23 protein-coding genes and 2 pseudogenes are annotated in these 23,462 nt (G+C 75.5%); 17 read left to right on the top strand and 8 right to left on the bottom strand.

The features are described from left to right. From AB0L40_RS17040 to AB0L40_RS17015, 6 genes and pseudogenes are all read left to right on the top strand, one after another. Positions 1 to 619 (top strand): annotated as a pseudogene (locus AB0L40_RS17040) (hypothetical protein); the annotation flags it as partial. An 84-nt stretch (positions 620 to 703) separates the two neighbouring features. After that, on the top strand, positions 704 to 1,369 hold the full coding sequence (locus AB0L40_RS17035; protein ID WP_364356953.1) for an RNA polymerase sigma factor: 666 nt from the start codon (positions 704 to 706) through the stop codon (positions 1,367 to 1,369). Further along, a complete protein-coding gene (locus tag AB0L40_RS17030) occupies positions 1,362 to 2,246 on the top strand; it encodes a hypothetical protein (protein WP_364356950.1) in 885 nt (294 codons plus the stop codon). The genes AB0L40_RS17035 and AB0L40_RS17030 overlap by 8 nt, the downstream gene beginning before the upstream one ends. A 174-nt stretch (positions 2,247 to 2,420) precedes the next feature. After that, positions 2,421 to 3,686, top strand: coding sequence for a threonine ammonia-lyase (ilvA, locus tag AB0L40_RS17025; protein ID WP_364356947.1), 1,266 nt, complete (start codon positions 2,421 to 2,423; stop codon positions 3,684 to 3,686). Between the two features lie 39 nt (positions 3,687 to 3,725). Further along, entirely contained in the window at positions 3,726 to 4,349 is a 624-nt protein-coding gene (upp, locus tag AB0L40_RS17020) for a uracil phosphoribosyltransferase (RefSeq protein ID WP_364356944.1), read from the top strand. 2 nt (positions 4,350 to 4,351) lie between these two features. Beyond that, positions 4,352 to 5,035: a hypothetical protein gene (locus AB0L40_RS17015; RefSeq protein WP_364356941.1), complete on the top strand. Its 684-nt coding sequence runs from the start codon at positions 4,352 to 4,354 to the stop codon at positions 5,033 to 5,035. 61 nt (positions 5,036 to 5,096) lie between these two features. Here AB0L40_RS17015 and AB0L40_RS17010 read toward each other — a convergent pair whose 3' ends face one another. Further along, positions 5,097 to 5,417, bottom strand: coding sequence for a heavy metal-binding domain-containing protein (locus tag AB0L40_RS17010; RefSeq protein ID WP_364356938.1), 321 nt, complete (start codon positions 5,415 to 5,417; stop codon positions 5,097 to 5,099). A gap of 185 nt (positions 5,418 to 5,602) precedes the next feature. Between AB0L40_RS17010 and AB0L40_RS17005 the strand changes: the two genes are divergently transcribed. Together AB0L40_RS17005 and leuA are read left to right on the top strand one after the other, a co-directional pair. Then, complete coding sequence (locus AB0L40_RS17005; RefSeq protein ID WP_364356935.1) at positions 5,603 to 6,538, top strand: FCD domain-containing protein; 936 nt, start codon at positions 5,603 to 5,605, stop codon at positions 6,536 to 6,538. Continuing rightward, a complete protein-coding gene (gene leuA, locus AB0L40_RS17000) occupies positions 6,535 to 8,280 on the top strand; it encodes a 2-isopropylmalate synthase (RefSeq protein WP_364356932.1) in 1,746 nt (581 codons plus the stop codon). Before AB0L40_RS17005 ends, leuA begins: the two co-directional genes overlap by 4 nt. A 120-nt stretch (positions 8,281 to 8,400) precedes the next feature. On the opposite strand, the gene AB0L40_RS16995 is transcribed toward leuA, so the two are convergent. Further along, on the bottom strand, positions 8,401 to 9,546 hold the full coding sequence (locus AB0L40_RS16995; RefSeq protein WP_364356929.1) for a hypothetical protein: 1,146 nt from the start codon (positions 9,544 to 9,546) through the stop codon (positions 8,401 to 8,403). A 115-nt stretch (positions 9,547 to 9,661) separates the two neighbouring features. Here AB0L40_RS16995 and AB0L40_RS16990 point away from each other — a divergent pair, with 115 nt between their 5' ends. Both AB0L40_RS16990 and AB0L40_RS16985 read left to right on the top strand, forming a co-directional pair. Beyond that, positions 9,662 to 9,910, top strand: a complete 249-nt coding sequence (locus AB0L40_RS16990; RefSeq protein ID WP_364356926.1) for a type II toxin-antitoxin system VapB family antitoxin — start codon at positions 9,662 to 9,664, stop codon at positions 9,908 to 9,910. Then, the gene (locus AB0L40_RS16985) at positions 9,907 to 10,296 is read left to right on the top strand and encodes a type II toxin-antitoxin system VapC family toxin (RefSeq protein WP_364356923.1); all 390 of its coding nucleotides are present in this window, start codon (positions 9,907 to 9,909) and stop codon (positions 10,294 to 10,296) included. Before AB0L40_RS16990 ends, AB0L40_RS16985 begins: the two co-directional genes overlap by 4 nt. Positions 10,297 to 10,299: 3 nt before the next feature. Here AB0L40_RS16985 and AB0L40_RS16980 read toward each other — a convergent pair whose 3' ends face one another. Then, entirely contained in the window at positions 10,300 to 12,000 is a 1,701-nt protein-coding gene (locus AB0L40_RS16980; RefSeq protein WP_364356921.1) for a hypothetical protein, read from the bottom strand. A 170-nt stretch (positions 12,001 to 12,170) separates the two neighbouring features. On the opposite strand from AB0L40_RS16980, the gene AB0L40_RS16975 reads away from it, so the two are divergent. Together AB0L40_RS16975 and AB0L40_RS16970 are read left to right on the top strand one after the other, a co-directional pair. Next, the gene (locus tag AB0L40_RS16975) at positions 12,171 to 13,151 is read left to right on the top strand and encodes an ATP-binding cassette domain-containing protein (RefSeq protein WP_364356919.1); all 981 of its coding nucleotides are present in this window, start codon (positions 12,171 to 12,173) and stop codon (positions 13,149 to 13,151) included. Next, positions 13,085 to 13,324: pseudogene (locus AB0L40_RS16970) on the top strand (hypothetical protein); the annotation flags it as partial. The gene AB0L40_RS16975 and the pseudogene AB0L40_RS16970, both read left to right, overlap by 67 nt. 172 nt (positions 13,325 to 13,496) lie before the next feature. On the opposite strand, the gene AB0L40_RS16965 reads toward AB0L40_RS16970, so the two are convergent. Further along, the gene (locus AB0L40_RS16965) at positions 13,497 to 14,426 is read right to left on the bottom strand and encodes a DNA-formamidopyrimidine glycosylase family protein (protein ID WP_364356916.1); all 930 of its coding nucleotides are present in this window, start codon (positions 14,424 to 14,426) and stop codon (positions 13,497 to 13,499) included. A 112-nt stretch (positions 14,427 to 14,538) separates the two neighbouring features. Between AB0L40_RS16965 and AB0L40_RS16960 the strand changes: the two genes are divergently transcribed. Further along, the gene (locus AB0L40_RS16960; protein ID WP_364356913.1) at positions 14,539 to 14,964 is read left to right on the top strand and encodes a hypothetical protein; all 426 of its coding nucleotides are present in this window, start codon (positions 14,539 to 14,541) and stop codon (positions 14,962 to 14,964) included. Positions 14,965 to 15,013: 49 nt separating this feature from the next. Here AB0L40_RS16960 and AB0L40_RS16955 read toward each other — a convergent pair whose 3' ends face one another. Together AB0L40_RS16955 and AB0L40_RS16950 are read right to left on the bottom strand one after the other, a co-directional pair. Next, the gene (locus AB0L40_RS16955) at positions 15,014 to 15,901 is read right to left on the bottom strand and encodes a hypothetical protein (protein WP_364356910.1); all 888 of its coding nucleotides are present in this window, start codon (positions 15,899 to 15,901) and stop codon (positions 15,014 to 15,016) included. A 26-nt stretch (positions 15,902 to 15,927) separates the two neighbouring features. Beyond that, on the bottom strand, positions 15,928 to 16,875 hold the full coding sequence (locus AB0L40_RS16950; protein WP_364356907.1) for a CoA ester lyase: 948 nt from the start codon (positions 16,873 to 16,875) through the stop codon (positions 15,928 to 15,930). A gap of 129 nt (positions 16,876 to 17,004) precedes the next feature. Here AB0L40_RS16950 and AB0L40_RS16945 point away from each other — a divergent pair, with 129 nt between their 5' ends. The 4 genes from AB0L40_RS16945 (at position 17,005) to AB0L40_RS16930 (ending at position 22,099) form a co-directional block, all read left to right on the top strand. Next, positions 17,005 to 17,418, top strand: coding sequence for a hypothetical protein (locus AB0L40_RS16945; RefSeq protein WP_364356904.1), 414 nt, complete (start codon positions 17,005 to 17,007; stop codon positions 17,416 to 17,418). 181 nt (positions 17,419 to 17,599) lie between these two features. Beyond that, a complete protein-coding gene (locus AB0L40_RS16940) occupies positions 17,600 to 19,801 on the top strand; it encodes a hypothetical protein (RefSeq protein WP_364356901.1) in 2,202 nt (733 codons plus the stop codon). Positions 19,802 to 19,985: 184 nt separating this feature from the next. Further along, positions 19,986 to 20,954 carry an ArsA-related P-loop ATPase gene (locus AB0L40_RS16935; RefSeq protein ID WP_364356898.1) on the top strand — a complete coding sequence of 323 codons (969 nt, stop codon included), beginning with the start codon at positions 19,986 to 19,988 and terminating at the stop codon, positions 20,952 to 20,954. Then, positions 20,951 to 22,099 (top strand): ArsA-related P-loop ATPase, encoded by a 1,149-nt coding sequence (locus tag AB0L40_RS16930; protein WP_364356895.1) that lies wholly within the window; start codon positions 20,951 to 20,953, stop codon positions 22,097 to 22,099. Before AB0L40_RS16935 ends, AB0L40_RS16930 begins: the two co-directional genes overlap by 4 nt. Positions 22,100 to 22,178: 79 nt before the next feature. Here the strand turns inward: AB0L40_RS16930 and AB0L40_RS16925 are convergent, their stop codons facing one another. Further along, the gene (locus AB0L40_RS16925; protein ID WP_364356892.1) at positions 22,179 to 22,784 is read right to left on the bottom strand and encodes a hypothetical protein; all 606 of its coding nucleotides are present in this window, start codon (positions 22,782 to 22,784) and stop codon (positions 22,179 to 22,181) included. Beyond that, on the bottom strand, positions 22,781 to 23,462 hold a 682-nt coding region (locus tag AB0L40_RS16920; protein WP_364356889.1), incomplete at its 5' end, for a hypothetical protein. The genes AB0L40_RS16925 and AB0L40_RS16920, both read right to left, overlap by 4 nt.

The raw sequence follows: 23,462 nt of genomic DNA, 5'->3' as shown, positions 1-23,462 counted from the left end.
CCGGTCCCTGCGCCGGGCGGGCCTGAGCTCCGCCCGGGCCGGGACGGCCCTCGGCACGCTCGCGCTCCGGTTGCGCGCCGCGGCTCCCGCGGTGCCGGCGACCCCGGTGCCCGCGCCGACGACCGGCACCCCGATCACGGGCGGGCGGGTCGAGCTGCAGCTGGACCTCGCGACGACACAGGCGCTCTCGGCCACCCCGGCCCGCGTCCTGCCGTGGCTGAACGGCCCCGAGGCCGGCCTGCGGCCCGACCTGCACCTCACCGCCCCGGTGACGGGCGGCAGCCTCGACCCCGCGACCCGCACCGGTTCGGTCGACGTCGACGCGCGGGTCGTCGTCTACGGCACGATCGGCAGCGCCGGCTGGCTCGGACTGCGGCTCGAGCTCGGACTGCTCCCGGCGCTGACGGGGGACAGCGGCGGGCCGGCCGGCCGGATGCGGCTGTTCGACGCCGACGTCGGCGGTGCGTCGTTCTCGCGCTCCGGGTCGACCGTCACGGCCACGGGCATCGTCCTGCGCTTCACGCCGTTCATGGCCCAGCTGGCCAACCAGGTCGCCGGGCGCGCGGTGGTGCAGGCGGGGACCCCGTGGGCGCGGGCCGACGTCCTGCTGCCGGGCTGACCCGGTGAGCGCCGGCGCCGGGACGCCCCGGCGGTCCGCGCATCCGCGTGAAGCTCCCGGGGCCGTCCGGTCAGGGAGGGGTGCATGAGGAGCTCACCGTCCCGTCCCGAACCCCCGCCCCTCGACGACGCGCAGCGCGCCGCGTTCGTCGCGCTCTACGTGGCCCATCTGCCGGCGATCGTGCGCTACCTGCGCCGGCGCCTGGGCGAGGACGCCGCCGACGACGCGGCGGCCGAGGTCTTCCTCCGCGCCTTCCGCCGGCCCGGCGCCTGGGGCGACGACGTGCGGCCGGCGTTGCCGTGGCTCTACGGCATCGCGGCCAACGTCATCCACGAGCAGCGGCGGGCGGAGCGGCGGCGCCTGCGGGCGATCGAGCGCGCCGCCGGCCGTCGTCCCGCACCGGATGCGCCTCCGGGCCCGACCGCGGGGCTGGACCCCGACGTCGCCCGCGCCCTGCGCCGGCTGTCGGCCGCCGACCGCGAGACGCTGCTCCTCGTCGCGTGGGGCGAGCTCAGCTACGAGGAGACCGCCCGCGCGCTCGAGGTCCCGGTCGGCACCGTCGCCTCCCGTCTCGCGCGGGTCCGGCGGCAGCTCGACGACGCCCTGCCGGCGGGGCTGCGCGCTCCCGCCGCGCCGACCGGTCGGATGCCCCGCGACGCCGGCCCGGCGGACCGCGTCCCGCGTGCGTCCGCCCGCCCCACCCCCCGAGACCCCGAAGCCCACCTCCTGACCGGTGACACCCATGCCTGAGCACGACGACGCCCCGCTCTTCCTGCGCGACGTCCGCGCCCTCGCGGACGCGGGTCTCGACCCCGGGGCCGGTCCGGCGACCCAGGAGCGTGCCCGGCGGACGATCGCCGACGCGATCGACCCCGTCCGGCGCGTGGCCGCTCCTCGGCGGCTGCGGTGGCTCTCGCGGCGCGGCGCCGTGCTGCTCGGCGTGGGCGTCGCGCTGGCGGGCGGCTCGGCGCTGGCGGCGACGACGCCGTGGTCGCCGACCAACGGCGGCGACCCAGTGGGACACCCGTCGACCGCCACCACGCCGGTCCCCGCCGACCAGCTCGCGGCCGTCGCGGCGCTGAGGCGCGACCAGACCGACGAGGACCGCTCCCCGGCCGTCGAGGCGGTGCTCCGCCGGCTGCCCGCCGAGGCGGCCGACGGCGTCCGCCTGGGCAGCGTGCGGCTGCTGCAGCGTCGTGAGGACGGCATCTCGGTGCTCGTCTCGATCGAGCGCACGGGCACGAACATCGACGGCAGCGATCCCGGGTGGCCGCGGGAGGTCGAGCACGAGCGGCTGTGCCTGCTCTGGACGACGCACTACGTGATGCTGCGAGGCGCCCGGACGCGGATGCCGCAGCCGTCCGGCGGTGTGAAGTGCGGCACGGCCGCGGACGTCGTGGCAGGCCGGGTGACGAGCGGCACGTCGTGGGGCGGCTGGGTCGCCGCGACGGGTGTGGTGCCCGACGGCGTCGCGCGGGTCGAGATCCCGGTGCGGGCCGGGCAGCCCGTCGAGGTCCCGGTCGAAGGCAACGCCTACTGGGTCGACCAGGAGGACCCGGACCGCGCGGCGAACGTGTCGGGCGCGAAGTGGTTCGACGCGGAGGGGCGCGAGGTCCGGCGCCAGTAGGGGCCGAACGCGACTGGCGGCGGGCCGGGCCGGGCCGGGCGGCGAGGGCTGGGCTCAGCGCCCCCGCGACGCCCACCGCGGATGGCGGGACGGCCAGGTCCTCACCCCGCTGCCGCCTGCCCGGCGGCCGTCCCGGGCGGCGATCCTGCGCCCGGCGAGCTACCGTCGGAGCCGATGCCCGCCCCGTTGCCCGACGCCGCCCCCGACGCCGAGCGCCGCGCACGGGCCCGCGCCGCCGTCGACGGGATCGTCCGCGTGACGCCCGTCATCCGCTCGTCGGGGCTCAGCGACCGCTTCGGCGCGCCCGTCGACCTGAAGGCGGAGTCGCTGCAGCGGACCGGCGCGTTCAAGCTGCGGGGCGCCCTCGCGAAGCTCGCGGCGCTCGGCGACGAGGCCGCGCCGGGGGTCGTCGCGGGCAGCGCCGGCAACCACGCCCGGGGCGTGGCGGAGGCCGCCCGAGCCAAGGGCCTGCCGGCCGTCGTCTACATGCCGGTCGGCGCGCCGATCGCGAAGATCGAGGCGTGCCGGGCCCTCGGCGCGGACGTCCGGCTCGTCGACGGGCAGGTCGAGGCCGCGCTGGCGGCCGCGAAGGAGCACGCGGCCGAGACCGGGATGGTCTTCCTGCACCCGTTCGACGACCCCGACGTCGTCGCCGGCCAGGGCACGATCGGGTCCGAGCTGCTCGAGCAGATCCCTGACCTCGCCCAGGTCGTCGTGCCGGTCGGCGGGGGCGGGCTCGTGTCCGGGATCGCGACGGCGATCAAGGCCGAGCGGCCGGACGTCCGCATCGTCGGCGTCCGGGCCGCCGCGCGCGGGGCGCAGCGCGCGTCCCGTGAGAGCCGCTCGCCGGTCTCGCCGACCGACGGCCTCGCGCGCCCCGGCGGGCCGGTCACGACGATCGCGGACGGCATCGCGGTCAAGACGCCCGGCGAGTACACCGGGCCGCTCGTGGAGGCCTTGGTCGACGAGCTGGTGGCGGTCGACGAGGACTCGATCGCCGAGGCGATGGTGCTGCTGCTGGACCGCGTCAACCTCGTGGTCGAGGGCGCGGGGGCCGTCGGGCTCGCGGCGCTGCTCCGGGACCTGGTGCCGCGCCCGGCGCAGGGCAGCACCGTGCTGGTGCTCTCGGGCGGCAACGTCGACCTGGGCCTGCTGGCCGAGATCGCGCGCCGCCACGAGTCGCTGGTCGGCCGCCGTCTCGGGCTGATCGCCCTCCTGCCCGACCGGCCCGGCGCGCTGGTCGGGCTCGCGACCGCGATCGCGAGCGTCGGCGCCAACGTCGTCGAAGTCCAGCACGTGCGCGAGGGCGTCGACATGCACGTCGGCGAGACCACGGTCCGGCTGGTCCTCGAGACCCAGGGCCGCGACCACGCCGACACGGTGCTCGCGGCGGTCCGGGACGCGGGCTTCCCGGTGCGGCGGACCGACGCGACGGGCTGAGGGCCGGAGGCGGTCCGGGGCGCGTGGGACCATGGGCGCGTGCCGGACCTCCGCGTCGTCGACCACCCCCTGCTGGCCGATCGCGTCGCGGTGCTGCGCGACGAGGCCACGGACCGCGCCGGCTTTCGCCGCGCGCTGCGGGCGGCGGCGGTGCTCTTGGCCGTCGAGGCCACCCGCGACCTCGCGACGAAGACCGGCACGGTCACGACACCTCTGGAGGAGACCACCGCGACCCGGATCGCCGGCGACGTCGTCCTCGTGCCCGTCCTGCGCGCCGGCCTGGGCATGCTCGACGCGTTCCTCGACGTCGTCCCCGAGGCCCGCGTCGGCCACATCGGCCTGGAGCGCGACGAGGTCTCGCTCCAGCCGCGCCGCTACTTCGAGCGCCTGCCCGAGCAGGTCCCGGTCGCCCGCACCCTCGTCCTCGACCCGATGCTCGCCACCGGCGGCAGCGCTGTCCACGCGCTCGAGGCCCTGCGCGAGGCCGGCGCCCGCGAGCTGGCCCTCGTCGTCCTCGTGGCCGCGCCCGAGGGCGTCGCCGCCGTCCAGGCCGCGCACCCGGACGTGCCGATCATCGCGGCGGTCCTCGACCGCGAGCTCGACGACAACGGCTTCATCCGCCCGGGCCTGGGCGACGCGGGGGACCGGGTCTTCGGGACCTGACGATGAGCGACGGGAAGACGACGTGGGTCGAGAGGACCGTCGCACTCGCAGCTGTGGTCGTAGCGATCTCCGCGGTGGTCGTAGCTGTGCGCGCGAACGGAATCGCGACCCGCCAGAACGAGATCAGCGAGAGAACGGCGGCTCCTTTTCTCACCGCGAACGCCCTCTCGAAGAGGGCCGGAACCACGATCACCCAGGAGGTTCGTATCGGCAACGTCGGGGCTCCAGCTCGCGTTGTCGCCGTGAACCCCTTCACGGTCTTGCGCTCGCAGCTCACGAATCTCACCGGGCAGAGCGAGCACGAAGAGATCCTCGACCACTACCTCTACGTCGTCAGGAAGACGGGTGCACCATCAGGCACGCTCGCGACGATCTCGGGGGCTGTCGACAATGAGCGCGACTTCGATCGACTGGAGGCGTCTGCGCGCAGACTCGCGGCTCGGCGCAATCAGACGTTCCTCATCAATCTCGACATCTACGTCGAGATCGAGTACCTCGACCAGTTCGGGCATCGGTTCGAAGAGGTCTTTCTGGTTGACCCTGTGGACGGCGGATCGCTTGTCACGGGGGCCGAACGCGAACGCGTCCTCGACTTGATGGAGAAGGCATCGCGCAAGCAGGTGGAATCGTTCGAGTCCGTGTCCGCGAGGGGCCTCTTTCGCTCGGCTTCCGCCAGATTGAAGTAGATGGACTACGCGGCACCAACCGTCAACCAGACGGTCGTCCTGCTCGGCTGACCGGGACTTCTCAGCCGCGGCGCAGGCGCACCGCCGTGCCGTAGGCGCAGATCTCCGTGCCCGTCTGGGCGTACTCGGTGGTCTCGAAGCGGAAGGCGACGACGGCGTCGGCACCCTTGGCGGTGGCCTCGTCGCGCAGGCGCTGGAGGGCCTCCTCGCGCGAGTCGTGGAGCATCTTCGTGATGCCCTTGAGCTCGCCGCCGACGAGGGACTTGAAGCCCGCGCCGATGTTCGAGCCGATGTTGCGGGACCGCACGGTGAGGCCGAAGACCTCGCCGAGCGCCTCCTCGATCTCCTGGCCGGGGACGTCGTTGCTGGTGACGATGAGCATGGCTCGACACTAGCTCCCGCGGGCCGGGCCGATGGGAACCCGGCGTGTCTCCGCGGCCGGGGCTGCCGGTTGGCGAGCCCCGCGTCACGGCGACCTCCTCGACCTCCTCGACCTCCTCGACCTGGGCAAGCGGCCCGAAGACCGCAGATCGCAGACATCTGATGACTTGGTAGGCTGCGCGTCCGATGGCGATGACCTCCCTCGGTCGCGGCTCGCTGGGCGAGCTCGCGGCCCAGCAGCTGCGCGAGCAGCTCGCCGCCGGCGCCTGGCCGGTCGGGACGAAGCTGCCCGCCGAGAACGTGCTGGCCACGCAGCTCGGCGTCGGCCGCTCGACGGTCCGCGAGGCCGTGCGCGTCCTGGTCGCCGCGGGGCAGCTGGAGACGCGGCAGGGCTCCGGCACCTACGTCCTGGCGCTGGAGCCGGCGCCGCAGTGGGACCCGCGCGTCCGGCGGGCCGACGTGCTCGACGTCTACGAGGTCCGCGAGGCCCTGGAGTCCCAGGCCGCGCGGCTGGCCGCCGAGCGCCGGACGGACGCCGACCTGGCGGCGATCGACGCGGCGCTCCGGGCCCGCGAGGCCGCCCGGGCGACCGGCGAGGTCGAGCCGTTCGTCGACGCCGACCTGGCGTTCCACCACGCGATCGTCGCGGCGGCCCACAACGTCCTGCTCGAGGAGATGTTCTCCTCGTTCCTGGGGGCGCTGCGGGCCGCGCTCGTGCACGTCGTCGAGGAGACCGTCCTCGACGTCGTCGACGATGCCCGCGCGCACGCCGACCTGGCCGCCGCGATCCGCTCCGGCGACCCCGACGCCGCGATCGCCGCCACGCACGCGAACGTCACCGTGACCGGCCGGTCGCTGCGCGCGAACGCCGCCCAGCCCGCCGTCGCGGGCCCCGCGACCCCGCCACCTTCGGTCCCCGCGGCGACGCCCGCACCCACCGGAGGCGGATCCGCCCCGACCGGGCCCTCCACGCCGGCCGCCGCCGACCCCTCTTCCACCCCTCCCGGATCCGCCACCCGTGCGGCCCCCGGGACCTCCGCCGATCCGGCGACCACCGCCGCGCCGGGAATCCCGGCCGGCACTCCGACCTCATCCACTTCCGACGGGAGCGCCCCAGCATGAGCACCGAGACGAATCCCACCTGGAGCCTCCAGAAGCCGAGCGGCATGCCGTCCGGCCGGTACCGGCCGTTCCACCAGCGCGTGCCGTTCCGGCTCGAGGACCGCCAGTGGCCGTCCCGGACGATCGACACGGCCCCGATCTGGGCCGCGGTCGACCTGCGCGACGGCAACCAGTCGCTGATCGACCCGATGGACACCGACCGCAAGCGGCGGATGTTCGACCTGCTCGTGTCGATCGGGGTCAAGGAGATCGAGGTCGGCTACCCGGCGTCGGGCGCGACCGACTTCGACTTCGTCCGCTCGCTGATCGAGGACGACGCGATCCCCGACGACGTCCGGATCATGGTCCTGACGCCCGCGCGCAAGGAGCTCATCGAGCGGACCTTCGAGTCGCTGGAGGGCATCGACCGGGCGCTGGTGCACCTCTACACCGCGACCTCGCGGCTGTGGCGCGAGGACGTGCTCGGGCAGACCACCGATGGCCTGCTGTCGCTGGTGCGCGCGGGCGCCGAGGACGTCCTGCGCGGCGTCGAGTCGCTGCCGGGCACCGACGTCCGCCTGCAGTTCTCGCCCGAGACGTTCTCGCTGACCGAGCCGGAGGTCGCGCTGGCCGCGTCCGACGCGGTGTCCGCGCTGTGGCAGCCGACGCCGGAGCAGCCGATGGTGCTGAACCTGCCGTCGACCGTCGAGGTCTCGACACCCAACGTCTTCGCCGACCAGATCGAGTGGATGGACCGCAACCTCGCCAAGCGCGACGCGGTGATCGTCTCCGTCCACCCGCACAACGACCGCGGGACGGGCGTCGCGGCGACCGAGCTCGCGCTGATGGCCGGCGCGGACCGCGTCGAGGGCTGCCTCTTCGGCAACGGCGAGCGGACCGGAAACGTCGACCTCGTCACGCTCGCGCTGAACCTGCACACGCAGGGCGTGGACCCGGAGCTCGACTTCAGCGACATCGACGCCGTGCGCGCGACCGTGGAGTACTGCAACCAGCTGCCGGTGCCGGAGCGCTCGCCCTACGGCGGCGACCTCGTCTACACGTCGTTCTCGGGCACCCACCAGGACGCGATCAACAAGGTCTTCCGCAAGCGCGAGGCCCAGGCCGAGGCCGCGGGCGTCCCCGTCGAGACGCTCGAGTGGGAGGTGCCGTACCTGCCGATCGACCCGCACGACGTCGGCCGCACGTACGAGGCCGTCATCCGCGTCAACAGCCAGTCCGGCAAGGGCGGCATGGCGTACCTGATGAAGACCGAGCACGGCCTCGACCTGCCGCGCCTGCTGCAGGTCGAGTTCTCCCAGGTCGTCCAGGCCCGCACCGACGCCGAGGGCGGCGAGGTCACGCCCGGCCGGCTGTGGGAGATCTTCCAGGACGCGTACCTGCCCGGATCGACCCCGCCGTGGGGCCGCTTCCGCGTGTGGGAGCACCGGACCGCGTCGCGTCCCGACGGCACCGACGAGCTGGGCGTCCAGCTCGACGTCGACGGGCAGCCGCAGCGGCTCGAGGGCGTCGGCAACGGCCCGATCGACGCCTTCGTCAAGGCGCTGGCGGGCATCGGGATCACGGTCCGCGTCGACGACTACGTCGAGCACGCGCTCGGCGGGGGAGAGGACGCCCGCGCGGCCTCCTACGTGCGCTGCTCGATCGACGGACGCACCGTCTGGGGCGTCGGCATCCACGAGAACATCGTCCGCGCGTCGCTCGACGCGATCGTCAGCGCGGTCAACCGCGCGAACCAGGGCTGAGCCGGGACGGCGCGGGCGGGGCCGAGCGCCCCGGCCGCGCGGCGCGCCGGCCGCCCGATGCGCATCCGCCGGGCGATCGGCGGACGGCGCCCCGCCCCGGCGCGCGGGTGTCCGGTCCGGTCAGTGCGGCGACGCCGCGGCGGCCGGCCACGCGGCGGACGGCAGGACGAGGAGCGGCGAGTCGGCGTCGCCGGCGCCCGCGTCCACCAGCGTCCGGATCGCGCCCGACGGCAGGCCGCGCAGGACGATCCGCCGGCCGTCCGGGGAGTACGCGGCCGCCCCGCCGTCCGGGGCGATCCCCGCCGAGGCCACGCCCTCGCCGCGCGCCAGCACGCGCACGCCGCCGTGCCGCAGGTCCGCGAGCTGGACCTCGTACGGCAGCTCGCCGGCGTCCCCGTCGAGGCGGTCGCCGAGGGAGAACCGGCCGGACGACGTGACGCCGAGGACCGTCGGGGCCTCGCCGACGTCGCGGTCCTGGTCGCCGTGCGCCGCGACGCGCAGCCGCCGGGAGCGCGTCCCGGCCGGGCGCAGCAGCGTGCCCTCCTCCTCGAGCCCGATGCCGGTGACCAGCGGGCCGGTCTGCGTCCAGCCGACCGCCTCGCTGAGGATCTCCCCGGCGGGCGCGCGGAGGTGGCGCACGACACGCCGGCCGGTCGAGAGGACCACGACCCCTTCGGGGTCCTCGTCGCCACCGTGGGGCACGTACGCCAGGCGGGAGCCGTCGGGCGAGATCGCGATCCCGGTGGCGCGCAGGCCCTCGCCGCCGTCGGAGACGTCCTCGTCCCCGGGCAGCCGGGCCCACCGGGTGCAGCGCCCGGTCGCGACCGCGCAACGGAGGATCGCGGTCCGCGAGGTGGTCGCGACGAACCGCGCGTCCGCCGACCACGACACCCCGCCGCCGCCGGGCAGCGACCGCGACCGCCCGGTGGTGACGTCCGCGATCGTCAGCCCGGGGGAGTCCGAGCCGGTGTGCTCCTCCGGGTACCGCCCGTACGCGACGTGGCGCCCGTCGGGCGAGACCCGCACGTCGACGAAGCCGAGCGTGAAGGGGTCGACCTCGGCGGCGTCCCGGGGCAGCGGCGCGAGCCGGCGTGGCGCGGTGCCCGCGGACTGCACCCACAGGCCACCCGCCCGCACGGACGTGGTGGCCTGCACCCACGCCACGGTCGGCTCCGCGGCGGTCGGCGGGTCCGCCGCCGTGGCCGCCGCGGCCGGCAGGACCCCTCCCAGGACCACGGACAGGACGACGGACTCCACCACGCGCATGGGGCCGAGCCTACGAGGTACGCGCGCCGGTGGCCCGCCGCGAAGCGGCCGGCGAGAGGCCCGCAGCTCCGGGATCCGTACAAGAAGGAAGATATCTGCCTGGTAGTCTTCCTCGATGGCGCTGAACATCAAGGATCCGCGGACGGACGAGCTCGCCCGCGAACTCGCGGCGCTCACCGGCCAGCCGATCACCCAGGCCCTGCGCGAGGCGATCGAGCAGCGGCTCGAGACCCTGCGAGCGGCGGGGCGGACCGCGGCGCCCGGACTCGAAGGGATCATCGCGCGCGGTCGGGGACGGCCCGTGATCGACGACCGTCCGGCCGAGGAGATCCTCGGCTACGACGACCGCGGCCTCCCGTCGTGATCGTCGTCGACACCTCGTCGCTCGTCGCGATCGTCCTCGGCGAGGCCGACGCGGAGGGACATCTCGCGGCGATGACCGGGGTCGCGGTCGCCGCGTCCGCGGTCTCGATCGTCGAGGCCGGGATCGTCGTCGAGGCGCGGCAGGGACCCGATGCAGCACGCGACCTCGAGCTGCTCGTCGAGGGCGCGATCGACGAGATCCTCGCCGTCGACGCCACGCACGCCCGCGTCGCCCACGACGCGTGGCGGCGCTTCGGCAAGGGACGGCACCCCGCGGGGCTGAACGTCGGCGACTGCTTCTCCTACGCCGCCGCCGTCGTCCGCGACGCCCCGTTGCTGTTCAAGGGCGACGACTTCGCCCAGACGGACCTGCGTCGCGTCCGCTGACCGCTACCGGCGCCCGATCGCCCCCTCGAGCCGCAGGATCCGGCGCAGGATCGCCAGCGACCCCGCGTAGGTCGAGTCCATCCCGAAGAAGCTGAGCCCGCGGGCGCCGAGCGTTCGCGCCTGGGTGTAGGGGGTGTCCGACGCGTAGTGGATGACGCCGAAGTCCAGCGGGGTGCGGGTGAGCGAGACGGCGTCGCCGACGGGGTGGCGGTCGGCGTCGGCGAGCTCGTGGACGGCGGCGCAGAACGGGCCGGCTTCCATCTCGACCACCGTGTAGGCCTCGCGGTAGTAGAAGTCGAGGTGGTCGCGGTTCTGCAGGAACGTCGAACGGACGGTGACGGCCTTCTGGTTGTCGAGGCCGGTGCCGTAGCGCAGGTCCTGCTGGAGGTCCTCGATCGCGAACGCGTTGTCCAGCCAGTACGTCGTCCGCGTGTGCTCGTCGTGGACGACGCCGGAGATCATCACGTCGCCGACGTCGGCGTTCAGCGTCGCGGCCTTGCCGAGGACGTACACGCCGCGCAGCCGCGAGACGTCGACGGCGACCTCGCGGAGGATGTTGTACGCCGAGCTGCCCAGGGGGTAGTCGATGTTGACGATCACCGCGTCGCTGGCCTTCAGCGCCGCGGCGTCGACGGCGCCCAGGCGCGGGTCGAGGTGCTCGACGTCCAGGCGGTCGAGCGCCATCACCTGGGCCGGGACGCGCAGGGCGCCCTGCGGCAGCAGGTCGATGACGCCCACCCGGGCCTCGGCGGCGATCCGCTCCTCGGGGTGACGCTCGAACGCGCCGCGCGCGGCGAAGTACAGGAGGTTCTCGAGCGAGCCCTCGCTGCGGCCGTCGCGGATCCGGTCCAGCTCGAGCCGCAGGTCCTCGGGGCCGTGGCGCTCGACCTCGCGCAGCAGCCCGTCGGCGTTCTGCCGGGCGATGCCGGACACGAGGTTGACGAGCGCGTGGGTGTTGGAGGAGACGAAGTAGACGGGCCGCTCGTGCAGCTCCTCCCGGACCATCGCGCGGCTGACGGGCCGCCACCAGTCGCGGGTCAGCCGGGCGTAGCCGACGTAGTTCATGCCGAGCGACCGCAGCTTCAAGTCGCAGCGGCGGTCGCGCATGCCGCGCAGCCGCGGCTCGAAGGCGTCGCCCCACGACTCGCGCAGGCGGACCCAGTCGTCCTCGGTCCCGCCGACCGCGACGGCCAGCTCGGCGGGCTCGACCGGGATCTCGGCGCGCCCGGAGCCCCGCAGGTGCGCGCGGATCGTGTTCCACTCGATCTGGAACGCGACGAGCGTCGGGATCAGGTCGTCGACGTCGGACGAGCTGGCCATCAGCACGGCGAGCGTGTCGCCGCCGACGTGCCAGAGCCGCCGGCGGGCCGGGGCCTCCGACGACGGCCACGCCGTCAGGTCGATCCCGACCGCGTCGAACTGCGCGCGCTCCTGGCCGAGCACGACGAGCCGCGCCTCGGCGATCGCGTCGGGCAGGCGCCGCACGGCGTAGAGGAACGCGCCCAGGTCGACCTCCTCCCGGCCGGCCATCGGGTGCAGGCTCGAGCCCATCGCGACGTGCGACGGCTCGAGCACCCGCAGGCGCGTCTCGCCGGTCGACCGCAGCAGCGTCGTGTAGGTGCGGTGGTAGAGGCCGACCTCGTCGGAGAGGCCGTACGTCCGGTCCGTGCCGCCCGGGGGCGGGGTGGCGAAGCGCTCGGTCATGTGCGGAGTCTGGCGGACGGGGCCGTCGGCACGTGTGGGATCGGTGTGAGGACGCTGAACGGGGCGCTGGGGCGTGCGGCGTCCGCGGCGCGGGGGACCGCGGACCGCGGGCGGACCGGGGTAGCGTCCCGTCCCTGCCGGGTGGAGCGACGAGGGGCGACGGGACGAGGATGGGCGACGACGCGGTGGCGCTGGACGGGGTGACGGTGCGCCGGCACGGGCGGGCGGGCGAGGAGCTCGTGCTGCTGGCCGACGTCACGTGGCGGGTGGGGGCGGGGGAGCACTGGGTCGTCCTGGGGCCCAACGGCGCGGGCAAGAGCACGATGCTCCAGCTCGCCGGCGGCGTCACGCACCCGAGCGAGGGCACCGTCCACGTGCTCGGCCACCGGATCGGCGGCGTCGACATGCGGGCGCTGCGCGAGCGGATCGGCCACGTCGACGCGGCGACCGCCCGCGGCCTGAAGCGCGGCCTCGACGGCCGGGACGTCGTCCTCTCCGGCGCGTTCGGCAGCCTCGCGCCGCAGCGCCGGCGGCTCGGGCCGGAGCACGAGGAGCGGGCCGACGGGCTGCTCGCGCTGACCGGCTCCGAGGTGCTCGGGCCGCGCCGCTTCGACGACTGCTCGCAGGGGGAGCGGCAGCGGCTGCTGCTCGCGCGGGCGCTGATGGCCGGGGGGCCGGGGAGCGGCGCCGGGATGCGGCGGCGGAGCGCCGACAGGGACGCGACGCCGTCCGGGCGGACCGTCGGCGACGCGACCGCTGCGGCGGGCGGGGCCTCCGATCCCGGCGAGGCGACCGGCGGGGCGGCCACGCCGGACGACCCGGCCGCCGCCACGCCCGACGACGACGGCCCGGACCTCCTGCTCCTCGACGAGCCGGCCAGCGGCCTGGACCTGCCCTCGCGGGAACGCCTCGTGGCCGCCCTGGTCGCCAGCGCGCGCCGCTGGCCGGACCTGCCGACGATCACGGTCACGCACCACCTCGAGGAGATCCCGCCCACGACGACGCACGCGCTGCTGCTGCGCGACGGTCACGTGCTCGCGGCGGGCCCGGTGGCGGACGTCCTGGCCTCGGACCCGGTCTCCGCGTGCTTCGGGCTGCCGGTCGTGGTGACGCGCGCCGGCGGGCGCTGGGCGGCGCGTCTCGCGGACTGAGCACGGTTCCGATCGGCGGCGACGTCGCGACGGGCGACTCCTCCGTCGCGGAGCGCTTCCGCGCGGCCCACATGCCGATCCTCGGCATGACGCACACCGGGCCCCGGACCAACGACGACACCCGCCCGCAGACCGCGAACCCGTGGAAGCGGACGCTCTGCGTCGGCGGCTCGTCGGGCGGGTCCGACCCACGCGGACTTCACGCTGCGGGGCGGAGGGACGGGCGGCCTCCCCGGCGTGGGCGGCCGTCCGCCTCCCGTGGCGCGGGCACACGGGCCAGTGTCCTGGGCCCGCCCGGTCCCCCGCCGGTCCGGGCCGGCGGGAGCCGGCGGCGTCGCCCACCGCTCAGGCCGGCGGCCAGGCCTGCTCCTCGGAGCACCACCAGGTCGTCCGGCCGCCGACCGTCGCCCGGACCATCGCCCCGCCGCAGCGCGGGCAGTGCTCGCCCTTCTTGCGGTGCGGGATGACGTCGCCCATGTGGACGCCGCCGCGGTGGATCGCCTCGCGGGTCGAGGCGATCATCGCGGCGTGCAGGTCGCGCAGCTCGTCCTCGGAGAGGTCGGACGCGGGGCGCAGCGGCGGCTGGGCAGCCTGCCAGAGCAGCTCGTCGCAGAGCAGGTTGCCGATGCCGGCCAGGGTCGACTGGTCCATCAGCCGGGCCTTCAACGGCAGCGCGCCGCGGCCGACGCGCGCGACGAACTCGTCCTCGGAGATCAGCAGCGCGTCGGGGCCCAGGTGCGAGAGGTCGGGATCGAGGCGGACGCGGCCCAGGCGGCGCTTGTCGAACAGGATCAGCCGCCCGCCGTCGTCGAGGTCGATCGCGAACCGGCTCCAGGCCCCGTCTCCCGGAAGCGAGCGCGTGCCGCTGCGGACGGGCATCGACCAGTCCTCGCGCTCGCGGGCGGTCAGGGGCTCGCCGGCGGACCCGAAGCGCGACCCGTCGTCGTCGAGGACGTCGATGCCCTTGAAGTACAGGCCGTCGGCGGGACCCACGGCTGTGGCGCCCTCCAGGCCCTCGCCGCCGAGCCCGACCAGGCGGCCCGCCATCCCGAGGTGCAGGCCCAGCCGGGGGCCGTCCTCGAGGTCCATCCAGAGCGACTTGCCGACGCGGCCGACGCTGGCGATCCGCTTGCCGGTGATGGCCTGCGCGATCTCCCCGGGCGTGTGCGGGCGGCAGACCCACTCGTCGGCGTCGTCGACCTCGACGATCGTCCGTCCGGCCGTCCAGCGCTCGGCCAGGGCGCGGGCGGCTTCGACCTCGGGCAGCTCAGGCACGCGGGTCAGGCTACGCGAGCGCCCGCGGCACCGCGTCCGCGCAGGGGTTCCTCGCGATGGCGGTGCAACGAGCGCTGCCGTGGCCGACGCGGTACGGCGGTAGAGTCCATCCATGTCGAACGCTGACTCCCGCACCGCTGTCGAAGTCGCACTGAAGCAGCTGCTGGAGCACGTCCCCGCCCTCAAGCCCCTGAAGATCATCGCCGCGGCGGAGGTCCAGGGCGGCCGCGACGTCCAGCTGATCCGGGTCCAGATGCCCGGTCCGAAGGTCACGAAGGCGATGGCGCCCGACGCGCGCGTCACGGTCTCGATCCGCCGCGACCTGCTGAACGAGATGAACGACCTCAACGACCTGCAGGCCTGGGTCCGTGCGTGGGACCACGGCAAGTTCCGGGCCTCGGGCGTCGAGGAGTACATCAAGCTGATCGGCCAGGTCGTCAGCAAGACCGCCGCGAAGCAGAAGGCGCTCGACGAGCAGAAGAACGGCCCGAGCGAGGGCCGCGGCCCGGGCCCGCGCCGCGCGCGCCAGGCCTACTAGCACCGCGGGACCTCGTCCCGCGGCGAACGGCCAGGCGCGTGGGTGCGGCTCAGCCCCGCAGGTCCGCGACCAGCACGTCGGCGAACGTGCCCGCGGCGGCGGGGACCGCGCGGAGGAACAGCTCGGGCTCGACGAGCTCCGCCTCCATCAGGAGCGGTCCGTCCGGCGTGGTGACGAGGTCGATCCGCGCATAGGTGCTCGGCCACGGCAGAGCCTCGAGCACGCGGCGCGCCACGGCCTGCTCGGCGTCGGTCGGGTCGTGGGGGAGGACGACCCCGCCGTGCTCCTCCTGCACCCGGAAGTCGCCGGACGCGGGCACCTTGCGGACCGCGTGGCTCAGCTCGCCCGCGAAGAGGACCAGCGAGACCTCGCCGTCCTCGACCTCCGGCAGGTACGGCTGGACCAGCGCGTCGCCGCTGCGCAGCAGCGCCGCCAGGTGCTCGCGGGCCTCGTCGGTCTGCGCGGCGACCCGGATCGTGCCCTTCGCGCCGCCGGAGATCGCGGGCTTGATCACGACGTCGCCCTCGACCGCGAGCGCGGCCGTCCGCGCGGCCGCGCTGGAGCCGGGCCCCAGCGCGGTCGTGGGGACCACCGGGACGCCGCGCTCGATCAGATCGGTCAGGTAGCGCTTGTGCAGGTTCCACTCGAGCAGGCCGGCCGGGTTCAGCAGCCGGGTGACGGCGCCGGTCGCCCGGACCCAGTGCAGGAACGGGTCGGCGCGGGCGACGTAGTCCCACGGGGAGCGGCAGACGACGAGCGGCACCCGCGACCAGTCGCGCTCGTCGTCCCACGCGACGACCGCCGACCGGACGCCGCGGTCCGCGAGCGCCGCCACGAGCAGGTGCGACTCCTGGTCGGGCACGGGCATGCCCGACGCCCCGCCGGTGATCAGCGCGACTTCGAGGTCGCCGTCGTTCCCGTCCGTCGTCCGCAGCACGCCGGCGTGCTCCCGCGGGTCGGTGCTCAGGCCGCGTAGCCGGCGGCGCGGCCCTGGCCGGCGATCCGCTCGGCCATCTTGCGGTTGGCCTCGTCGACCATCTCGCCGTCGAAGATCGCCGCACCGGCGCCGGCCTCGGTGGCCTCGTGGTAGGCGGCGAGCATCGCCTCGGCCTTCTCCCACGCCTCCTTCGTCGGGGTGAAGACCTCGTTGACGACGTCGATCTGGGCGGGGTGGATCGTCCACTTGCCGTCGAGGCCCAGCGCGCGCACGAGCTGGGTGCGGGTACGCAGGCCCTCCTCGTCCTTGAACGCGGCGTACGGGCCGTCGATCGCCTGGATGCCGGCCGCGCGGGCCGCGACGACGAGGCGCGAGTACAGGTAGTTCAGGTGGTCGCCGGGGTAGCCCGCCGGGGTGCCGCCGATCTGGGTGATCGGGATGCCGATCGCGGCGGAGTAGTCGCCCGGCCCGAAGATCAGCGTCTCCATGCGGTCCGACGCCGTGGCGATCTGCTCGACGTTGACGAGGCCCTTGGCGTCCTCGATCTGCGCCTCGATGCCGATCCGGCCGACCTCGTAGCCCTTCGCCAGCTCGATCTGGGTCAGGAGCTTGTCGGTCATCTCGATGTCGCCCGGGGTCTGGACCTTCGGCAGCATCACGGCGTGGATCTTGTCGCCGGCCTGCTCGACGACGTCGATCAGGTCGCGGTAGTAGAACGGCGTGTCGGTGCCGTTGACGCGGAAGACGACGGTCTTCTCCGCCGGGAACTCGAGGGTCTTCAGCGCCTCGATGATCCGGGCGCGCGCGGCGTCCTTCTCGCTGCGGGCGACGGAGTCCTCGAGGTCCAGGAAGACCTGGTCGGCCGCCAGCGTCGGGGCCTTCGCGAGGAACTTCTCGCTCGAGCCCGGGACCGAGTGGCAGGTCCGGCGCGGACGCAGCGGACGGGGCGAACGGGAACCGGAGGGTGCGCTCATGGCGTGGATCATGCCGGTTCGCCGCGCGTTTCGACCGCCGGTAGGTGTCGGCCCGCGGGGGCGGGGCGGGCGCGCATACCGGGCGCGGGCACGCGCGGTCGTCCGGGGTGTCCGTGCGACGATGGGTGCATGGCGAACAACGTGACGAAGGTGCACCTCCTCGACGACATCAAGGATCTGGCGTCCACCGCCGGGTTCGGTGACCAACTGGAGACGCGCTTCGCACGGGCCGCACTGGGCAGCAAGGAAGGCGCCCTGGGCTTCCAGCGGATCAAGCCCGGCCAGCGCCAGCCCTTCGGTCACAAGCAGAAGGAGCAGGAGGAGATCCACGTGATCATCGCCGGCTCCGGGCGCGTGAAGGTCGACCACGACTTCATCGAGCTCAAGCAGTACGACGCGCTCCGCATCGCGCCGGACGTCATCCGCCAGTTCGAGGCGGGCCCCGACGGCATGGACCTCCTGATCTTCGGCTCGCCCGCCGGCGACCCGACGAAGGTCGGCGGCGGAGACAGCATCACGTACAAGAAGTTCTGGGACGCCTGAGCCGAGGGGTGGGGTGCGGGCCCCGACCCGTGCGTCTCGGGTCGAGATCGCGCCGGACCGCGGTCAGGCACGGGCCACCCGCATGGGATGCGGCTCCACCGGGGTGATATTCCCGCTACCGGGGTGAAATCTGCGATTTCTGGTGGATCGCGGAGGCGGGTTCGGTGAGGATCGCGGCCCCATGCGTGTCCCCCGAACATCCCTCATCGTCCTGACCACCGCCGCGGCCGCCCTCGGCGTGCCCGCCGTCGCCGGCGCCGCCACCTGGAGCGCCGGCCTCGGAGGAGCGGCGATCGACCTCGACGCCCCCGTCCCCGGCACCGTCAACGACCCGCGGGTCGCCACCACCTCGGACGGCACCGCCGTGTCGGCCTGGTACGACTCGGAGGGCCCGGTCGTCAAGGTCGCGACCCGGGCGCCGGGCGCGCCGTGGGCCGACGCCGTCGACCTGACCGCGCTGGACCCCGAGGTCGACGACCTCGGCGACCTCGTGGCGGTCGACGACGTCCAGGTGACGACCGGGCGACACGACGAGGCCGTCGTCTCGTGGTACGAGGACACGACGTTCGGCACGATCGTCCGCGTGGCGGTGCGCCGCGGCGCGGGCCCGTGGGTCGTCTCGTCGCCGTCCGGGATCGACCTCGGCGACGTCGACGATCCGTTCGCCACGGTCGCGGACGACGGGAGGATCGCCGTCGCCTGGGTCCACCACAACGGCGACTCCCCCGACGGGCTGCGGATCGGGACGCTCGTCGGCGACACGTGGTCGGCGGATCCCGAGACGGTCGAGGGCGAGCCCAACGAGCCCCGCATCGGCTACCGCCCGGACGGCGACCTCGTCGCGGCGTACGAGGACCAGGACACCGATTCGGTGGCCGTCGTCGACTGGCACGACGGCGTGCGGAGCGCGTACGGCGGGTTCTCGGAGGGCGACGCGTCCGAGCCCGATCTCGCCGTCGCGCGCGACGGCCGGGTCGCGGTCGTCTGGCAGGAGGACGGCCCGTCCGGTCGCGCGGCCCGCTCCGCCGTCCGCAGCGCGACGGGTGACTGGGCGGTCTCGTCCATCAGCCGCCCCGACACCGACGTGACCCTCCCGAAGGTCGCGGCCTCCGACGACGGGTTCGTCGCGGCCTGGGACGTCGGCAACGAGGCGCCCGACGCGGAGGTCGACACGGCGACGCTCGGCGCCGGCTCCACCTGGGGCGCGCCCGAGACGGTGGCGGGCCCGCTCCCGTGGAACGGCGAGTCCGACGTCGCGGTGGCGCCCGACGGCACCGCGACGGTCGTCTGGGAGGACCTGGTCGAGGACGACGCCCTCCTCGAGAGCCGGACCCGCGCCCCGGGCGGCGCCTGGGAGTCCGTGCAGCGCTTCGCGTCCTCGCCGACCGGGCAGTCGAGCGGCCCGCAGGTCGCGGCCTACGGCGACGGCAGCTTCACCGCGGTCTGGCGGAACGTCCCCGACAGCGACGACGGCCACGTCGAGGCGGTGCAGTCCGGTCTGCTGGACCGCACGGGCCCGGCGATCACGGCGACCGTGCCCGGGACGGTCACGGTCGGGGTGCCGCTGAACCTCTCGGCGACCGCTGCGGACCTCTGGAACGCCGTCGAGGCGATCGGCTGGAGCGTCGACGGGACGCCGCTGAACCCGGGCGGCGACGCCACCTGGACGCCCACGACCCCCGGCGCGCACGTCGTCCGGGTCCGCGCGCAGGACACGCAGGGCAACGTGACGGAGCGCGAGTTCGCGGTCCAGGTCGTGCCCGTGCCGGCGCCGCCGGCCGGCGCCGCGCCGCCCGCCGGCGCCCCTCCGGTCGTGGCGAAGCCCGCGCCGACCTGCGCGGCGCCGTACGTCGAGCTGGTCGGCATCCGCGCCACGGGCACCGCGCGCACGCCGCGCGTCCGGCTGACCGGCGTCGCGGGCCCGTCGCTCGTCGGCCGGACGGTCGAGGTCCGCCGGGACGGCAAGAAGGTCGGGACCGCGAAGATCCGCACCGACCGCTCCGTCTCGGCGTCGGTCCTGGCGCCGCACCGCGCGAAGGACCGGGCGCGGGCCCGCTACCGGCTCGTCGTCGGGTCCGCCCGCTCGCGGGCGCTGAAGGCGACCCGCGAGGCGCAGATCTTCCGCACGACGCGGCTCTCGGGCGGCCGGGTCACGGTCGACGGGCGGGTGACCACGGTCCACCGCGCGACGACGCTGACGATCACCGGGACGACGGTCTGTGGCACGGCCAAGGCGCCCCGCACCACGGTGCGCACGGACGCTCGCGGCCGCTTCCGCACGACGCTGACCCCCTCGGGCGGCGCGGGCTCGGCGACGATCTTCCGGATCACCGCGCCGGGCCGGACGACGGTCTCGCTGCCGGTCGTCGTGGTGGGGCGCTGAGGGACGGCCGGGGCGGCGCTGGGGCGACCCCGCGCCGTTCCGGCCACGCCGATCGCGGGACCGGGGCGCGGACGCGCCGACGCGCTGCCGCCGGTCGCCCGCAGCGCCGCCGGACCGCCCGTCCGTCCGGTCGCCGGCGCGCCTTTACTCGGCCGAAGCTTCGGGACCGTAGCCTGTGTCACAGATGGCCCTCCTGGATCGCCGCCTCCTCATCGTCACCGGCAAGGGCGGGACGGGCAAGACCTCCGTCGCGGCAGCGCTCGGCGTCCTCGCCGCCCGCCAGGGCAAGCGCGTCCTGGTGGCCGAGATCGCCGGCGAGCGGCTGTCCGGCCTGTTCGGCCACGCGCCCGTCGGGCACCACGAGACCAAGGTCGAGGAGCGGCTGTCGCTGCTGGCCATCGAGCCGATCGCGGCCGCCCACGACTTCCTCCGCGGCCAGGTCGGCGCCGCCGTCCACCGGGTGATCTTCCAGAACCGGCTGTTCACGCTGACGATGACGGCGGCCCCCGGGCTCCGCGAGGTCAGCACCGTCGACCGGCTCTGGGACCTGACGCGCCGGGACCGCGGACGCCGGCACCCGACCTACGACCTCGTGATCGTCGACGCGCCGGCGACCGGCCACGCCCTCGCGATGCTGCGCTCGCCCGCCACGTACGGCGGGCTCGCCCGCGGCGGCCCGATCAAGAAGCGCGCCGACGAGATGGCGTCGCTGCTCCAGGACCCGGCCCGCACCGGCGCCGTGCTCTGCGCGCTGCCGGAGGAGACGCCCGTCAACGAGACGCTGGAGACCGCGGCGTCGCTCCGCGAGCTGCGCGTCGACCTCGGGCTCGTGGTCCTCAACCGCACGCTGGGGACGCTGCTGCAGGACGACGAGGCGGACGCCGTCGGCGCGCTGGCGTCGGACGCCTCCGGCGGGCCGTCCGACGCGACGGGGGGCGTCGCGGTCCGGGCGGCGGACTGCGTCGCGCTGCGCGCCGCTGCCCCGATCGTCGTCGAGCACCGCCGGGCCCGCCGCGAGGAGACGCAGCGCGCCCGGCTGCGCGAAGGACTGCCCGACCGCGTGCCGCTGACCGCACTGGAGCGGCGCCCCGCCGAGGTCCTGCGCGCCGACCTCGGTGCCCTCGCGGACCTGCTGGCGAAGGACGCGGCGTGAGCGCCGCCACGCCGGGCCTGAGCTCGACCCTGGACCTCGACGCCACGCTCCGCGACGCGCGCGTCGTGGTGCTCGCGGGCGGGGGCGGCGTCGGCAAGACGACCACCGCGGCGGGGATCGGCCTGGGCATGGCGCGCCGCGGCCGCCGTGTCTGCGTCCTGACGATCGACCCGGCGCGGCGCCTGGCCGACGCGCTGGGCCTGGAGGGCGTCGCCGACGAGCCCGTCCGCGTCCCGCTGGAGGTCGACGGCGGCCTGGGCGGCACGGCACCGGGCGAGCTGTGGGTCGTGATGCTCGACGCCAAGAGCACCTGGGACGGCCTGATCCGGCAGTACGCCGACAGCGACGAGGCCGCCGAGCGCGTGCTGCAGAACCGCGTCTACCGCGAGTTCTCCGGTGCCGTCGCCGGCACCCAGGAGTACACCGCTGTGGAGAAGCTCCACGAGCTCCTGCAGTCGGGCCGCTGGGACGTCGTCCTGCTCGACACGCCGCCGACCCGCAACGCGCTGGACTTCCTCGACGCGCCGCAGCGCCTGCACGCGTTCATCGACTCGCGGGCGCTGCAGCTGCTGCTGCGCCCGGCCTCGGGCGGCCTCGGCCTGCTCGGGCGCGGCGCCGGCGTCTTCACCGGGCTGCTCAAGCGGGCGCTCGGGGTCGACCTGCTGTCGGACCTCATCGAGTTCTTCGGCGTCCTCGGCGGCATGAGCGCCGGGTTCTCCCAGCGCGCGCGGGCGGTCCAGGCGCTCCTGGCCGAGCCGCACACGGTCTTCCTGCTCGTCGCCGCCCCGCTGCCGGAGTCGCTGGCCGAGGCCGCGCAGTTCCGCTCGACGCTGCAGGGCCGCGACATCCACTACGGGGGGCTCGTCGTCAACCGGGTGACCCGCGCGGACCGCGGCGACGACGAGGCGGCCGTCCGCGACGCGCTCGCGGCGACCCTCGACGACGATCTCGCCGCCCGCGCGGCGGCGATGCACGAGCGGGTCCGGATCCAGGCCGCGCACGACGAGGCGATGGTCGCCGCCCACCTCTCGGGTCCCGGCGACGAGCGCGTGCTGCTCGTGCCGCAGCTGGCCGAGGACGTCCACGACGTCTCCGGCCTCGACCGCCTCGGCGCGCACCTCTACCCGGCGCGCACCGGCGGCTGACCGCCCGCCGCCGCACCCGGCAGGGGCGGTGGTCAGGACGGAGGGCGGGGCCGACGGCCGCCCTGATGAGGCGGCCGGGTCAGCCCCCGCCGCGCAGCGCCCGCAGGCCGGCGACCAGGTCCTCGTCGTCGATCGCGCTGCGGCGGTGTAGGTCGATCAGGTGCGCGACGTCGACGGCGGGGCCGGCCGCCTCGCCGACGTGCTGCTCGGCGCGATGGCGCTCGAGGGTCTCGACCGCCCGCCGGCGGCGCTCCTCCCAGCCGGCCCCGTGCGGGCGCAGCGCGACCCAGGCGGGGAGCAGCGCCAGCGCCCCCGTGACGCCGGCCGCGATCCCGTAGCCGACCCGGCCGTCGGTGACCGGCTCGGCCACGTACCCGGCGACGTAGACCCCGGCCGCCGCGGCGCCGAGGCAGAGCGCGACGGCGCCCGCGGCCGCCCGGCGCACGACCGGGGCCAGCAGCGCGATGCCGAGCGGCGCGAGCGCCAGGAGCCCGACGAAGAAGCCGACGAGCCCGAACACGAACCAGTCGGGGCAGGCGGCGCCGGCGTCGCCGCCGCACGCGCTCGGGGCGCGAGAGAGGTGGAACGCCCCCTGGGCGATCAGCGCCGCGGCGGCCACGACCAGGACGGCGCCGAGGAGCGGGCGGACGATCCGGGGCGGCCGGCCGGCGGTCTCGGTGCTCATCGGGGCTCCAGGGGCCAGGTCGCGTCGGCGCTGCGGACCCCGCGGAAGGAGGCCGTCCACCGCAGGACCCACCGCGTCGAGCTGCTGGACGAGGTCGTCGTCCGGGGGCTCTGGCCGGCCAGAGCGGCGGCGAGGTCGCGAACGCTCGTGCTCGTGGTGCTGACCGAGCCGACGGAGAGCACGAGCGTCGGGTCCGTGGCGTCCGGGCGCAGTGCCCGGTACTTGCGGGCGACGAGGCGGGCCGCCGGGCCGGGATCGACGTCCCGCAGCTCCGACAGCGGGGCTGCGGGCCCGGATCGCGTCCCGAGGTCCGTCTCGCTGATCCGGCCGGTGGGCCCGACTGCGACCCATCGCGCCTGCTCGCGCGCGTCGACGAGGGTGACCTGGAGCCGCTCGGGGGTGACGACGACGCCGTCGAAGCGGTCGCCCGCGTCGGCGGCGGCCCGCACGCGGGCCAGCCCCCGGCGCGTCGCGGCCTCCCGCAGCATCGAGCGCGGGCCGAAGGGGTTCGACGCGAGGGCGTGCTCGACGACGCGCGGGTCGTCGCGGGCGTCGTCGACGGCCCGGTCCAGCGTCGACGCGACGGCGGCGCCGCCCGCCACGAGGAGGGCGACCGTCGCGAGCCAGCCCGCCACGCCCGCGACTCGGCGCCGGCCCGCGCCGCACGGGGGCGCGGTC

Origin of the sequence: Patulibacter sp. NPDC049589, assembly GCF_040675535.1 — a bacterium.
In the GTDB taxonomy this organism is placed as follows: Bacteria; Actinomycetota; Thermoleophilia; order Solirubrobacterales; family Solirubrobacteraceae; genus Patulibacter.
Note: the sequence above shows the minus strand (reverse complement) of the source record. Positions and strands in the feature narration are given on the sequence as shown.